The sequence below is a fragment of the Rathayibacter sp. AY1D9 genome (genome assembly GCF_002932395.1).
In the GTDB taxonomy this organism is placed as follows: Bacteria; Actinomycetota; Actinomycetes; order Actinomycetales; family Microbacteriaceae; genus Rathayibacter.
Genome location: NZ_PSVQ01000041.1, coordinates 17,878 through 30,522 on the forward strand (window position 1 = coordinate 17,878; position 12,645 = coordinate 30,522).

The window sequence follows — 12,645 nt, forward strand, 5'->3', positions numbered from 1 at the left end:
GTCAAACCGCGCCGAACAGTGCGCGCGGAGGTGCAGAGGCGCGCTATACAGGGATTCGCTCCGCACGTCCCGGGGCAGGAAGGGGCCCGCGTGCCCGACCTCCTCCCGCTCCGCGTCCTCGGCACGGGCGAAGCGCTGCCCGAGCGGATCGTCACGACCGCCGAGGTCGCCGCGCTCTGCGGCCTGCCCGCCGACGAGGCCGAGCGCCGCTCCGGCGTGCGCACCCGCCACTGGGTCACCGACGACGAGGACCCGCTGGAGCTCGGCCTGCTCGCCGCCCGTCGGGCGCTCGCGGCGGCCGGGCTCGACACGGTCGACGTGGTGCTCAACGCCTCGGGCACTCAGCTGCAGGCGATCCCGGACGGAGGCTCGCTGCTCGCGGCGGGACTCGGCCTCGACGACGTCTCGGCGTACAGCGTCGGCGCCACCTGCCTGTCGTTCCTCTTCGCTCTGCAGGAGGCGGGATTCCTCCTCGCCACGGGTCGCGCCGACACCGTGCTCATCGTCTCGACCGACTGCGGCAGCCGCGGCATCGACCCGGGCCAGCCCGAGAGCGCCCTGCTCTTCGGCGACGCGGCCGCCGCCGTCGTGATCGGACGCGCCGAGACTCCGGGGCAGGGCCTGGTCACCACGCACTTCCGCACCCGCCCGAGCGGTGTGCGCCACGCGGAGCTGCGCGGCTTCGGCTCGCGGATCCGGATCGAGGAGGCGCAGGACCGGCTCGCCGACTTCCGCTTCGACATGCAGGGCAAGGCGCTGCTCGTCGACGCGCTGCGGCACTTCCCGGCGTTCCTCGAGGAGGTGCGGCCCGGCCTCTCGACCGGGCTCCCCGGCATCGACCGCGTGGTCCCGCACCAGACCAGCGCGGCCGGGCTCGAGGGCATGGCCCGCCTCTGGGGCCGCGACCGGATGACGATCACGCTCGGCGAGGTCGGCAACACGATCGGCAGCGCGATCCCGCTGGCCCTGCACCGTTCGGACGTGCAGCCGGGGGAGTCGGTGCTGCTGGTGGGCACGGGCGCCGGCACCCACTACGGCGCGGTGGTCCTGCAGGCGTGAGCGGCGTACGGTCCGGCGGCCCCGATCGCGCGGCCGCCGCGGACGCGGTCGCGACGCTCCTCGCCCTCGTCGGAACGATCGGAGGGGTGGTCGCCGGTGTGCTCGCCGGGCTCGGCGCCGCCGTCAGCGGACTGCTCCTCGCCGGCTGCGCGAGCACCTACCGCAGCACATTCCTCGAGGTCCAGGATCCGCCGATCGACTGCCTCGCCGGGCCGGCGTGGCCCTTCCTCCAGTGGTTCGCCGTCGTCGGGGTCGGCGCGGTCCTCGCCTTCGCCGCCCTCGTCATCGGTGCCTACCGGCCCCGCTGGTCCGTTCCGATCAGCGTCGTCCTGGCCGCTGCGACCGCCGGATTCGCGATGCTGATGCTCCCGGGCGGCAGCGCCTAGCCGAGGAGCGACAGGGCCGAGAGGCCGAGGAACGGCGCCATCACCACGAGGCAGACCGCGGCGGAGCGACCGAACCCGTGGGAGGAGTCCCGCCCGCCGACCAGACGAGCGAGCAGTCCCGTGACCAGCGGTGGGAGCAGGAACAGCAGCAGCCACGGAGCCAGGACCTCCGCGCGCGGCGCCGTCCAGTCGGGCTGGTCGTCGCGGTCGAGCGGAGGGAGCCGCACGAGGAGGAACGCGGCCGTGAGGACGATCGCGGGGAGGACCGACAGGCAGGTGAGCGTGATCGCGGTGAACCTCGCCCCGTCGTCCCGGGAGTACCGGGCACGGTCGGGGTCGGGCGCAGGTCCCCGGTCGGTGTCCTCGTCCCGGCCCGGACTGCTGAATCGGATGCGTCCCATCAGGCGATCATGCCGTTCCGGAGCGGGGTCGCGTTGCGGCCGACGAGACCTCCGTCATCCCCGCCGGTCGACCAGCGCCCGCAGCGCGTCGCGGACGAACCGGGCGCCGGCGACTCCGCCGTAGTGCGCCGAGAACCGCTCGTCGTCGACGTACATCTCGCCGAGCCCGAGCAGGTACTCGTCGCTCGGGCCGCCGGTCGCGTCGCGGGGCGTGCCCGGCACCTCGGCGAGCCAGGCGCGGTGCCGCTCGGCCAGCGCGAGCGCCTCCTGCCCGGTCGGATCCGCCCCGCTCGCCGCCGCGGCGGTCCAGGCGTCGGCGAGGTCCGCCTGCCGCCGCTGCCACTGCTCGCGGTCCTCCGCGCTCATCGAGCGCCACCAGCGGTCGCCGTCGGCGTACGCCGGGGCACCCCAGCGGCGCTCCACCTCCTCGCGGTGCTCCGCGTGGTCGAACCCGTCGAACATGTCCTCGGCCATCGGCCCGTTCCCTTCTGTCATCGTGGTGATCGTCCCGGCGACCGCCCGGATGCGGCGGTCGAGCCGTCGGCGCTCCTCCTGGAGCACGTCGAGGTGCCGCTCGAGAGCGGCCACAGGCTCCGCGTCGCGCCGCAGGATCCGCCCGATCTCGGGCAGCCCGAGACCGAGGTCGCGCAGCAGCAGGATCCGCTGCAGCGTCACGAGCGCGGCGGCGTCGTAGTAGCGGTAGCCGTTCGCGCCCACCCGGCTCGCCGGGAGCAGTCCCTCGGCCCCGTAGTGCCGCAGCGTCCGGCTGGTCGTGCCGGCCAGCCGCGCCACCTCGTGCACGGTCCACTCCTGCTCCACAGCGCCCTCCGTCTCCGCGTCGCCGGTGACTCCGGCGGCGATGGAAGCGACGGTACGGGTTGACGCGGCGTCAACGTCAAGCGGAGGGGACGGATCCGCTAGCGGGCGCCGATCCTGTGCGTTCCCACCCGGAGGACGAGCTCGGTCACCGGCACCGCGGCGATCGAGCAGCAGGCGGCGGGCACCACGGTCAGCAGCGCGACGACGGCGTCCGTCCCGTCGCCCGCGTCGGTCCACGCCGCGATCGAGACCACGATCCAGGCGATCGCGAGGATGCAGACCGTGGAGGCCGACCAGAGGACCGGCCAGGGCGCGCGACCCCGTCCCGCGGAGTAGGGGAGCCCGCCGACGGCCGCCGTCACGGCGGTCGCCAGAAGCGCTCGGGCCAGCGGGAGGAGCAGCTCGCCGGCGTCCCGGCCGGTGTCGAGGGAGGACAGGGCGAACAGGACCGAGGTCGTCGCGAGCGAGAGGACCCCGGCGACGGCGACGAGCGTCAGCAGGGTCCGGATCAGGAGCCTCACCGGTCGCGTCCGGCGAGGAACGCGCCGCGCTCCTCCAGCAGCCGCCGCAGGTGCCGGTCGAGCACCAGCCGCTCCGCGATCCGCCCGAGGACGCCGAGCGGGGCGGAGTACTCGAGCCGGTCGATCATCACGGAGCCGGAGCCGGAGCCGTCGGACTCGAAGCGGTGCTCGTGCCGGAAGGTCGCGAAGGGCCCGCGGGTCTGCTCGTCGACGAAGGAGTGCGGGGCGTCGAGCACGGTGACGGTGCTGGTCAGCCGGAGCGGGACGCCGAAGTGTCGGGCGCTCCAGGTCACGTGCTCGCCCAGGCCGATCAGCCCGGTGGTCGTCCCGGAGACCGCGCGCTCGCGAGCGCCGGCCTGCGAGGCGGTGTGCAGGTCGATGTCGCGCGCCCGGTCGAACATCTCGGCGGCCGGGCGGGCGGAGCGGGTCACGACCTGGAGGAGCACGGTGTCGATCCTGCCCGCCGCGCCCACGGCCGGCCGCGGACGCGCCGGTCCGCCGGCCTCACCAGCTCGTCACCACGGTCCGCGTGATCACCCAGCCCTCGTCGCGGCGGACGAGGCGGCTCGTCAGCTGGAGCCGCCAGGTCGCGTGCAGGCGGCCGATGGTCGCCTCGGTGATCGTGCGGGAGGTGAGCACCGGGTGAGCGGCGCCGCCCGAGAGGGCGCTCTCGACGTGGTCGATCTCGTGGTACTCCTTGCGCGCCTCGTCGATGTCGGCGAGCCACTCCTCCCGCGACTGCACCAGGCCGGTCGGGTGCTCGATCACGAAGCGCTCGTCGAGCAGCGCCTCGAGCGCGGGCAGGTCCACCAGCTCCAGCGCATCGAAGAGGGCGGCGTGCACCGCGGTCGGGCCGTCGTCCTCCAGCTCGTCGCGCATGCCGGCGGTCCCGTCGCCGCTCATGCCGGCGGTCCCGTCGTCGCGCGGCGGACGAGCTGCGTCGGCAGCTGCACGTGCAGCGAGCGCGGCTCGCGCCCGGCCATCAGGGCGATCAGCATCTCGGCGGCGGTCGCTCCGAGCGTCTGCATCGGCTGGCGGACGGTGGTCAGCGGCGGATCGAAGCGAGCGGCCTCGGGCACGTCGTCGAAGCCGATCACCGACAGGTCGTGGGGCACGGCGAGGCCCAGGTGCGCGGCGGTCTCGATGATCGCCAGCGCCGAGACGTCGTTGGCGGCGAAGACCGCGGTCGGGCGGTCGGCCAGCGACAGGAGCGAGGAGGCGGGCCGCCGGGCGGTGTCGCGGTGGTAGTTGCCCACCCGCAGCAGGCGCTCGTCGAAGGCGATGCCGGCCTCCGCCAGCGCCGCCCGGTAGCCGGCCTCCCGCAGCCGCGCCGAGCGCAGGTCGCCGCGGCCCGCGACGAAGCCGATGCGGCGGTGCCCGAGGGCGACGAGGTGGCGGGTGGCGAGCAGGGCGCCGCCGAAGTTGTCGGACTCGACGGTCGGCAGGTCGGCGCGGCCGGTGTGCGGGTCCACGGCGACGAGCGGGATGTCGGAGGGCGCGCTCACCACGCTCGGCGTCACCATGATCGCCCCGTCGATGAGGGTGCCGCTGAGCCGGCTGAGCGAGCGCCGCTCCCAGCCCTCCTGCTCGCCCTCGTGGGAGCCGGAGTAGGCGAGCAGGTCGAACCGCGACTCCGCCAGCACCGACCCCACGCCCTTCAGGATCTCGGCGCTGAACGGCTCGAACCCCGCGACGAGCACGCCGATCACGCCCGTGCGCCGGGAGCGCATGCTGCTCGCGACGAGGCTCGACTCGTAGCCGAGCTCGCGCACGACCTCGAGCACGCGGGTGGCGGTGGAGGGGGCGATGCCGTAGCGGCCGTTCACGGCCTTGGACACCGTCGCCACCGAGACGCCGGCGGCAGCGGCGACGTCGTGGATGGTCGGTCGGGTGGTCATGTGGCCGACTGTAACCCCTGCTTCGAAAACCATTTCGAAAACGTTTGACCACTTTCGCAAGCACTGCGGACACTGACTCCACCCGCGAAGGCGGGAACCCCCACGGCGCCGGTGCACCAGGCGGCGCCCTCGATGAAGAGAACGGTTGGACGATGAAGTTCAGGAAGATCGCAGTGGCGACAGCAGCCCTGCTCGGCACGGTCGCGGCCCTCACCGGCTGCTCGGCTCAGGACTCGGGATCGAGCGACGGCACCGTCGCGATGACCCTCTGGCAGAACTCGACCACGGGCCCCGGCCAGGAGTTCTGGGACAAGACGATCGCGGACTTCGAGGCCGCGAACCCCGGAGTGACCATCGAGTCGCAGGCCATCCAGAACGAGGACCTCGACGGCAAGCTCCAGACGGCGCTCAACTCGGGCGACGCCCCCGACGTCTTCCTCCAGCGCGGAGGCGGCAAGCTCGCCGCCATGGTCGCGGGCGGACAGCTGAAGGACCTCACCGACGGCATCTCGGACCAGGCGCGCAGCGAGATCCCCGAGGGCTCGTTCTCGGCGAACACGCTCGACGACAAGGTCTGGGCGATGCCGGTCGCCGTCCTCCCGGGCGGCCTGTTCTACAGCCAGGACCTCTTCACGGCGGCGGGCGTCACCGAGACGCCGAAGACCATCGACGAGCTCGACTCGGCGATCACGAAGATCAAGGGCAGCGGAGCCCAGGCCGTCGCGCTCGGCGGGAAGGACGCCTGGCCCGCCGCGCACTGGTACTACTTCTTCGCGCTCCGCGAGTGCAGCGCCGACACCATGGCCGAGGCGGCCGACACCAAGGACTTCTCGGACGACTGCTGGGTCCGCGCGGGCGAGGACCTGCAGGACTTCTCGGCCACCGAGCCGTTCAACGAGGGCTTCCTCACCACCGCCGCCCAGCAGGGCGCGGGCAGCTCGGCCGGACTCCTCGCCAACCACCAGGCGTCGATGGAGCTCATGGGCGCGTGGAACCCCGGCGTGATCGCCTCCCTCACCCCCGACGAGAAGCCGCTGCCCGACCTGGGCTGGTTCCCGTTCCCCGAGATCGACGGCGGCGACGGCGAGGCCGGCGCGATCATGGGCGGTGTCGACGGCTACTCCTGCTCCGCGGGCGCTCCCGACGAGTGCGTCGACTTCCTCAACTACCTGGCCACCTCCGACGTGCAGAAGGAGTACTACGCGGCCTTCAACGCGCCCCCGGTGAACACCGTGGCGCAGGAGGCGGTCACCGAGCCGTACCTGCAGCAGATCCTCGAGGCCTACAACTCGGCCCCGTACGTCTCGCAGTGGCTCGACACCGTCTACGGCCTCAACGTCGGCAACGCGCTGAACGTCGGAGTCGTCGACCTGCTGGCCGGCAAGAGCGACCCCGAGCAGCTGGTCGAGGCCGTCAACGCCGCCGCGGCGAAGGCCTAGCCACCATGGCACTCCGCGAGAGCCCGCTCCTCGGAGTGGATGAGCCCCGCGGGACCGCGCGCACCGGAGGCGTCACCTCGACGCCTCCGGTGCGCCGGCGCCGCCGCAGCGTGGGCTGGGCGGGGCGCTTCGAGATCGCGCTCCTGGTCGGCCCGGCGCTGATCGTCTTCCTCGCCTTCGTGATCTTCCCGGTCGTGATGGCGGCCTACTACGGCTTCTTCAGCTGGCAGGGCTACGGAGTGCCGACGGACTTCGTCGGCTTCCGCAACTACCTGACGATCCTGCAGGACCCCACCTTCCACGACGCCCTCGCGCACAACGGCATCATCGTGGTGCTCTCGCTCGTGCTCCAGGGGCCGGTCGCGATCCTCCTGGCGCTGCTGCTGAACCGCAAGCTGCGCGGGCAGTCGATCATCCGCGTCCTGATCTTCGTGCCGTACGTGATCTCGGAGGTCGTCGTCGGCACCGGCTGGAGCCTGATGCTCCAGACCAGCGGCGCGGTCAACGGCCTGCTCGAGAAGGTCGGCCTCGGCGCGCTGAAGCAGGACTGGCTCTCGGATCCGGCGATCGCGATCTGGACGCTGATGCTGATCATCACGTGGAAGTACATCGGCTTCGCCGTGATCCTCTTCCTCGCGGGTCTGCAGGGCATCCCCGAGGAGCTGTCCGAGGCCGCGGCCATTGACGGCGCCTCCTACTGGCAGGTGCAGCGGCGGATCACCCTGCCCCTGCTCGCGCCGACCCTGCGGATCTGGGCGTTCCTGTCGATCATCGGCGCACTGCAGCTGTTCGACCTCGTCTACATCATCTGGGGCCAGTACGTGTCCTCGACCGCGGGCACCTCGACCATGGCGATCTACCTGGTCACCAACGGCCGCAACGCCGGCAACTACGGGTACGGGAACGCCGTCGCGGTGGTCCTGTTCCTGATCTCGCTCGTGGTGGCGCTGCTCTACCAGCGCTTCGTGCTCCGGCGCGACACGGCGGGCGCACTGACGGGAGACAAGCGATGACCGGCACGACGATGACGGCCCCGCCGATCACTCCGGAGACCCCTCGGCCTCTCGCGGTGAAGCGGCGTCGTCAGCCCCTGGGCCGCGGCACGACGATCGCCTACGTCGTGGCGATCGTCGTGATCGCGCTGATGCTCGCCCCGGTGGCGTACATCATCCTCGGCGGCTTCCGCACGAACGCGCAGATCACCACCGACCCGGCGGGCCTGCCCTCGCCGTGGAACGTGCAGAACTACCTCGACGTGATCACCGGCGGAGTCTTCTGGCAGGAGGTCGGCAACTCCACCATCGCCGGCCTCGCGACGACGCTCGGCGTGGTCGTGCTCGGCCTGATGGCGAGCTACGTCCTGGCCCGCTACGACTTCACCGGGCGCGGCGTGTTCTACGCGCTCTTCGCCGCCGGCCTGATGTTCCCGATGACTGTGGCGATCACTCCTCTCTACCTGGTGATCAAGAGCCTCGGCCTGATGAACTCGCTCGCCGGAGTGGTGCTGCCGCAGATCGCGTTCGGCCTGCCGACGACGATCATCATCCTGGTGCCGTTCCTCCGCGCGATCCCGGACGAGATCCAGGAGGCGGCCTTCATCGACGGCTGCAGCCGGATCGGCTTCTTCTTCCGGATGGTCGTGCGCCTGGCGATGCCCGGCGTGATCACCACGGGGATCCTCGCGTTCATCGCGAGCTGGAACAGCTACCTGCTGCCCCTGTTCATCCTCAACAACGAGTCCACCTTCACGCTCCCGCTCGGAGTGCAGGCGTTCTCGTCGCAGTACTCGGTCGACACGGCGAAGGTGCTGGCCTTCGTGTCGCTGTCGATGATCCCGGCGCTGATCTTCTTCAGCGTCTTCGAGCGCCGCATCGTCGGCGGGCTGACGGGGGCGGTGAAGGGATGAGCGGATCGCTCCGCCCGTCCGCCGCGTCCCCCGTCCCGTCCGCACCCGTCGCCCCACCCGCAGAGAGGGTCGCACCGTGACCGCACCGCACGCACCAGAGGACCCCCAGGCTCCGTCCGCCCGCACCACCGAGCTGCTGGGCCGGATGACGCTGGAGGAGAAGCTCTCCCAGCTGGTCGGCTACTGGGTCGACCAGGGCGGCGAGGTCGTCGCCCCGCTCGCCGGCGAGATGGCCACCTCGACCGGGTACGCCGAGGCGACCCGCGAGGGGATCGGCCAGCTGACCCGCGTCTACGGCACGCGCCCCGTCGATCCGCTCGAGCGCGCTCAGTGGCTGTGGGCGGAGCAGCGCCGGCTCGTCGAGGAGACGCGGCTGGGCATCCCGGCGATCGTCCACGAGGAGTGCCTGACCGGGCTCGCCGCCTGGCAGGCCGCGACGTTCCCGACTCCGCTCGCCTGGGGCGCCTCCTTCGACCCGGAGCTCGTGGCCGAGCTCGGCGCCGTGATCGGCGGCTCGATGCGCGAGCTCGGGATCCACCAGGGCCTGGCGCCCGTGCTCGACGTGATCCGCGACCCCCGCTGGGGCCGGGTCGACGAGTGCATCGCCGAGGACCCGTACGTGGTCGGCACGATCGGCACCGCGTACGTGCAGGGGCTGCAGTCCACCGGCGTCGACGCGACGCTGAAGCACTTCATCGGCTACTCCGCCTCCCGCGGCGGCCGCAACCACGCGCCGGTGCACGCCGGACCGCGCGAGATCGCGGACGTGCTGCTGCCGCCGTTCGAGATGGCGATACGCGACGGGGGCGCCCGCTCGGTGATGAACTCCTACGCCGAGATCGACGGGGACCCGGTCGGAGCGACGCCCACCTACCTCACGGGCGTGCTGCGCGAGCGCTGGGGCTTCGACGGCGTGGTCGTCGCCGACTACTTCTCGGTCGCGTTCCTCCACCTCATGCACGCGGTCGCCGCCGATCTGGGCGAGGCGGCCGAGCTGGCGCTCGCCGCGGGGATCGACGTGGAGCTTCCCACGGGCGACGCGTTCCTCGCGCCGCTGGCCGCGCGGATCCGGGCCGGGGAGGCCGACGAGGCGCTCGTCGACCGGGCCGTGCTGCGGGTGCTCGCGCAGAAGGAGCGGCTCGGACTGCTCGACGCGCGCTTCGACGACGCCCCCGAGTCGATCGACCTCGACTCGCCGGCCCACCGCGACATCGCCCGCCGCCTGGCCGAGGAGTCGGTGGTGCTGCTCGCCAACGACGGCGTCCTGCCGCTCGCTGCGCCGCACCGCCTCGCGCTGATCGGCCCCAACGCCGACAGCGCGCCCGCGCTCATGGGCTGCTACTCCTTCGCCAACCACGTGCTGGCGCACCACCCGGGCGTGCCGCTGGGCTTCGAGATCCCGACGGTCGCGGACGCGCTGGCCGACGAGTTCGGCTCGGCCGAGCTGCTGCTCGCCGAGGGCTGCTCGGTCGAGGGGGACGACGACTCCGGGATCGCCGAGGCGGTCCGGGCGGCCGCCGACTCCGATGTGGCGATCGTGGTCGTCGGCGACCGGGCGGGCCTGTTCGGCCGCGGCACGGTCGGCGAGGGCAACGACGTCGAGAGCCTCGAGCTCCCGGGCCGCCAGCGCGAGCTGGTCGAGGCCGTCGTGGCGACGGGGACCCCGGTCGTGCTCGTGCTGCTGACCGGCCGCCCCTATGCCGTGGGCTGGGCGCTCGACGGGCCGTCGGCTCCCGCCGCCGTGCTGCAGGCGTTCTTCCCGGGGGAGGAGGGCGCCGGCGCGATCGCGGGCGTCGTCTCGGGACGGGTCGACCCCTCCGGCCACCTGCCGGTCTCGCTGCCGCGCTCGGCCGGGGCGCAGCCGTTCTCGTACCTGCACCCGATCCTCGGCGGGCCGTCGGACGTGACCTCCGCCGACAGCACGCCGGTGCGGCCGTTCGGCCACGGGCTCTCGTACACGCACTTCGCCCGGACGGAGCTGGCGGCCGAGGAGTCCGCCCCGACGGACGGCTCCTTCACGGCGACCGTGCGCGTCCGCAACACGGGCGAGCGGGCGGGCACCGACCTGGTGCAGCTGTACGCCCGCGACGTGTTCGCGAGCGTGACCCGGCCGGTGGCGCAGCTGCTCGGCTACGCGCGGGTCGCGCTCGAGCCCGGCGAGGAGGCGGAGGTCCGCTTCGAGGTCCCGGCCGCGCGCCTGGCCTTCACCGGACGCGAGGGCGTGCGGATCGTCGAGCCCGGCCGCGTCGAGCTGTGGGTGGGCCCGGACTGCGCGACGCGCGAGACGGAGACGGCGCTCGAGCTGGTCGGCCCGGCCGCCGCTGTCGACGCCTCCTCGCAGCGCCTCGTCGGCACGCGGGTCCAGCGGGCGGGAGCGGGCGTCCCGGCCTGACCCGTGCACAACGCTGGAAGGATCGCTCCGGCGGGCCGTGGATCCGCGGATCCCGGTGCCCGCGGGGCGATCCTTCCTGCGGTCTGAGCACGGCGCGGCTCCGGCACCGCTCTGGCGCGGCTCGGACGGGCGCGGCAGGCTGGGGGGATGAGCGACGACGCGAAGCAGACCCTCCTCCGCTACCTGCAGGAGGGGCGCGACGCCCTGCTGCAGAAGCTCGACGGGCTCGACGAGTACGACGTGCGGCGGCCGCTGGTCGCGACGGGCACGAACCTGCTCGGCCTGGTGAAGCACGTGGCGGGCACCGAGGCGGGCTACCTCGGCGCCGTGTTCGGGCGGCCGTTCCCGGAGCCGATGCCGTGGATGGAGGACGAGTCGGAGCCGAACTCGGACATGTGGGCGACGGCCGACGAGTCCCCGGCCGACGTCGTCGCGCTGTACCGCCGCGTGTGGGCCCACTCCGACGCGACGGTCGCGGCCCTCCCGCTCGACGCTCCCGGGCAGGTCCCCTGGTGGACGAACCGCGACGTGACGCTGCACCGGATCCTCGTCCACATCACCACGGAGACGCACCGGCACGCCGGCCACGCCGACATCGTCCGCGAGCTGATCGACGGGCGGGTCGGACTCCGGACGCCGGGCGACAACCTCCCGCCGGTGCCGGAGGAGTGGTGGCCGGAGTACCGGGAGCGCCTCGAGTCGCTGGCGCGCGCCGTGCGCGACCGGGGCTGACGTGCCGGCGTCCGTCGGCACCGCGGTCACGCCGGCACGCGCGGCGCGGCTGCTCGACGAGCTCGATCCCGCGACGGAGGCGGCGCTCGACGCGGCTCTCGGAGGTCGCGGTCGCGGCCGGGCCGCCCTGCAGCGGCGCCGCGACGGGGCGTCGCCGGAGGAGCGGAGGCAGCGGGCCGCGCTCGAGCGCCGGGCGTTCAGTGCGGAGGCGGACCCCGCGGCGCTCGCGGAGCTGGCACTGCTGCGCGCGCAGCTCCGCGAGCGGGAGGAGGCGCTCGACGCCGCGGTCGCGGGACTGGCCGCGTCCGTCGGGCCCGCAGCGGCCCAGGGCCGGATCGGCCGCGGGACGGCGAGCGGCCGGGGCGGGACGCGCCGTGACCGGACCGGCTGGGACGAGACCGGCCGGGACGAGGTCGGCCGTGACGAGACCGGCCGGGACGCGGCGCCCGGCTGGGGCGAGCGCAGTGAGACCACCGGAGGCGACGACTCCGACTCCCGCACCTCCGCCACGCCCCGACCGCGCCGCCGCCTCGGGGTGATCGCCGCCCTCGTCGCCGTGCTCGGGCTCGCCGCCCTCGGCACGGCCGCCTCCGTCGCGCTGGCCCCTCGCCCGTCGCTGGATGTCTTCACCGAGCCCTGGGCCGTCCCCGACGACGTCGCCACGCGCCCGCTGTCGACCCTCGCGAGCCTCCGCGTCTTCCACTGGGGGCCGACGCGCTACCTGGGCAGCATCGCCGGAGTCGACTACTTCGCCACCCTCAGCCTCGACTCCTTCTCGGCCGCGGAGCTCGCCGACGAGTCCGTCTGCCTCTACGGGCTCGCGCGCTCCGACGGCGACGTCGTCGTCACGGACTGCGCGGCGACCGCGGACTTCGTCGCGAGCGGCATGGCCCTCTCGCCCGACGACTACCAGGGCGACGCGGGCGGCGCCGGAGTCGCCTGGGGTCCGACCGGAGGGATCCGCTCGGCCGGCTGAGGCGGCTCCGCCCGACTCCACCGGGCCCGCCCGCCGTCCCGCGGCCGATCCGGCCCTGGGCCGCTGCGGGCCCGACGGACGCGGCCAGTCCCGCGACCGCGGCGTCGAGCGCCTCC

Annotated in this window: 14 protein-coding genes; 8 read left to right on the plus strand and 6 right to left on the minus strand. The window is 73.6% G+C overall.

Annotated elements, in window-relative coordinates; all coding sequences use genetic code 11:
• Positions 1-90: 90 nt before the first annotated feature.
• Both C5C50_RS14340 and C5C50_RS14345 read left to right on the plus strand, forming a co-directional pair.
• Complete coding sequence (locus C5C50_RS14340; protein WP_219814108.1) at positions 91-1,059, plus strand: 3-oxoacyl-ACP synthase III family protein; 969 nt, start codon at positions 91-93, stop codon at positions 1,057-1,059.
• Positions 1,056-1,445 (plus strand): hypothetical protein, encoded by a 390-nt coding sequence (locus C5C50_RS14345; RefSeq protein WP_104273746.1) that lies wholly within the window; start codon positions 1,056-1,058, stop codon positions 1,443-1,445. Before C5C50_RS14340 ends, C5C50_RS14345 begins: the two co-directional genes overlap by 4 nt.
• Here the strand turns inward: C5C50_RS14345 and C5C50_RS14350 are convergent.
• The 6 genes from C5C50_RS14350 to C5C50_RS14375 all read right to left on the minus strand — a co-directional run bounded on the left by C5C50_RS14350 (position 1,442) and on the right by C5C50_RS14375 (position 5,084).
• Positions 1,442-1,846 (minus strand): hypothetical protein, encoded by a 405-nt coding sequence (locus C5C50_RS14350; protein ID WP_104273747.1) that lies wholly within the window; start codon positions 1,844-1,846, stop codon positions 1,442-1,444. The two genes, C5C50_RS14345 and C5C50_RS14350, sit on opposite strands and share 4 nt — an antisense overlap.
• 54 nt (positions 1,847-1,900) lie before the next feature.
• A complete protein-coding gene (locus C5C50_RS14355) occupies positions 1,901-2,665 on the minus strand; it encodes a TipAS antibiotic-recognition domain-containing protein (protein WP_104273748.1) in 765 nt (254 codons plus the stop codon).
• Positions 2,666-2,763: 98 nt separating this feature from the next.
• On the minus strand, positions 2,764-3,186 hold the full coding sequence (locus tag C5C50_RS14360; RefSeq protein ID WP_104273749.1) for a hypothetical protein: 423 nt from the start codon (positions 3,184-3,186) through the stop codon (positions 2,764-2,766).
• On the minus strand, positions 3,183-3,632 hold the full coding sequence (locus tag C5C50_RS14365; RefSeq protein ID WP_308471839.1) for an SRPBCC family protein: 450 nt from the start codon (positions 3,630-3,632) through the stop codon (positions 3,183-3,185). The genes C5C50_RS14360 and C5C50_RS14365 overlap by 4 nt, the downstream gene beginning before the upstream one ends.
• Before the next feature lie 58 nt (positions 3,633-3,690).
• Positions 3,691-4,089: a nuclear transport factor 2 family protein gene (locus C5C50_RS14370; protein WP_104273750.1), complete on the minus strand. Its 399-nt coding sequence runs from the start codon at positions 4,087-4,089 to the stop codon at positions 3,691-3,693.
• A complete protein-coding gene (locus C5C50_RS14375; protein WP_104263367.1) occupies positions 4,086-5,084 on the minus strand; it encodes a LacI family DNA-binding transcriptional regulator in 999 nt (332 codons plus the stop codon). Before C5C50_RS14375 ends, C5C50_RS14370 begins: the two co-directional genes overlap by 4 nt.
• Positions 5,085-5,236: 152 nt before the next feature.
• Between C5C50_RS14375 and C5C50_RS14380 the strand changes: the two genes are divergently transcribed.
• From C5C50_RS14380 to C5C50_RS14405, 6 genes are all read left to right on the plus strand, one after another.
• Positions 5,237-6,523, plus strand: coding sequence for an ABC transporter substrate-binding protein (locus tag C5C50_RS14380; protein ID WP_104273751.1), 1,287 nt, complete (start codon positions 5,237-5,239; stop codon positions 6,521-6,523).
• Between the two features lie 5 nt (positions 6,524-6,528).
• The gene (locus C5C50_RS14385; RefSeq protein WP_104226347.1) at positions 6,529-7,536 is read left to right on the plus strand and encodes a carbohydrate ABC transporter permease; all 1,008 of its coding nucleotides are present in this window, start codon (positions 6,529-6,531) and stop codon (positions 7,534-7,536) included.
• A complete protein-coding gene (locus C5C50_RS14390) occupies positions 7,533-8,429 on the plus strand; it encodes a carbohydrate ABC transporter permease (protein WP_104224899.1) in 897 nt (298 codons plus the stop codon). The genes C5C50_RS14385 and C5C50_RS14390 overlap by 4 nt, the downstream gene beginning before the upstream one ends.
• A gap of 145 nt (positions 8,430-8,574) precedes the next feature.
• On the plus strand, positions 8,575-10,821 hold the full coding sequence (locus C5C50_RS14395; RefSeq protein WP_104273752.1) for a glycoside hydrolase family 3 N-terminal domain-containing protein: 2,247 nt from the start codon (positions 8,575-8,577) through the stop codon (positions 10,819-10,821).
• A 147-nt stretch (positions 10,822-10,968) separates the two neighbouring features.
• A complete protein-coding gene (locus C5C50_RS14400; RefSeq protein ID WP_104273753.1) occupies positions 10,969-11,553 on the plus strand; it encodes a DinB family protein in 585 nt (194 codons plus the stop codon).
• Between the two features lies 1 nt (position 11,554).
• Positions 11,555-12,529 (plus strand): hypothetical protein, encoded by a 975-nt coding sequence (locus tag C5C50_RS14405; protein ID WP_104273754.1) that lies wholly within the window; start codon positions 11,555-11,557, stop codon positions 12,527-12,529.
• The last annotated feature ends 116 nt before the right edge of the window (positions 12,530-12,645 follow it).

What these genes read in the sequence shown, in the direction of transcription:
- C5C50_RS14350 (WP_104273747.1), bottom strand. Translation starts at nt 1,846, where the DNA reads ATGGGACGCATCCGATTCAGCAGTCCGGGCCGGGACGAGGACACCGAC.
- C5C50_RS14370 (WP_104273750.1), bottom strand. Translation starts at nt 4,089, where the DNA reads ATGAGCGGCGACGGGACCGCCGGCATGCGCGACGAGCTGGAGGACGAC.
- C5C50_RS14375 (WP_104263367.1), bottom strand. Translation starts at nt 5,084, where the DNA reads ATGACCACCCGACCGACCATCCACGACGTCGCCGCTGCCGCCGGCGTC.
- C5C50_RS14380 (WP_104273751.1), top strand. Translation starts at nt 5,237, where the DNA reads ATGAAGTTCAGGAAGATCGCAGTGGCGACAGCAGCCCTGCTCGGCACG.
- C5C50_RS14385 (WP_104226347.1), top strand. Translation starts at nt 6,529, where the DNA reads ATGGCACTCCGCGAGAGCCCGCTCCTCGGAGTGGATGAGCCCCGCGGG.
- C5C50_RS14390 (WP_104224899.1), top strand. Translation starts at nt 7,533, where the DNA reads ATGACCGGCACGACGATGACGGCCCCGCCGATCACTCCGGAGACCCCT.
- C5C50_RS14395 (WP_104273752.1), top strand. Translation starts at nt 8,575, where the DNA reads ATGACGCTGGAGGAGAAGCTCTCCCAGCTGGTCGGCTACTGGGTCGAC.
- C5C50_RS14400 (WP_104273753.1), top strand. Translation starts at nt 10,969, where the DNA reads ATGAGCGACGACGCGAAGCAGACCCTCCTCCGCTACCTGCAGGAGGGG.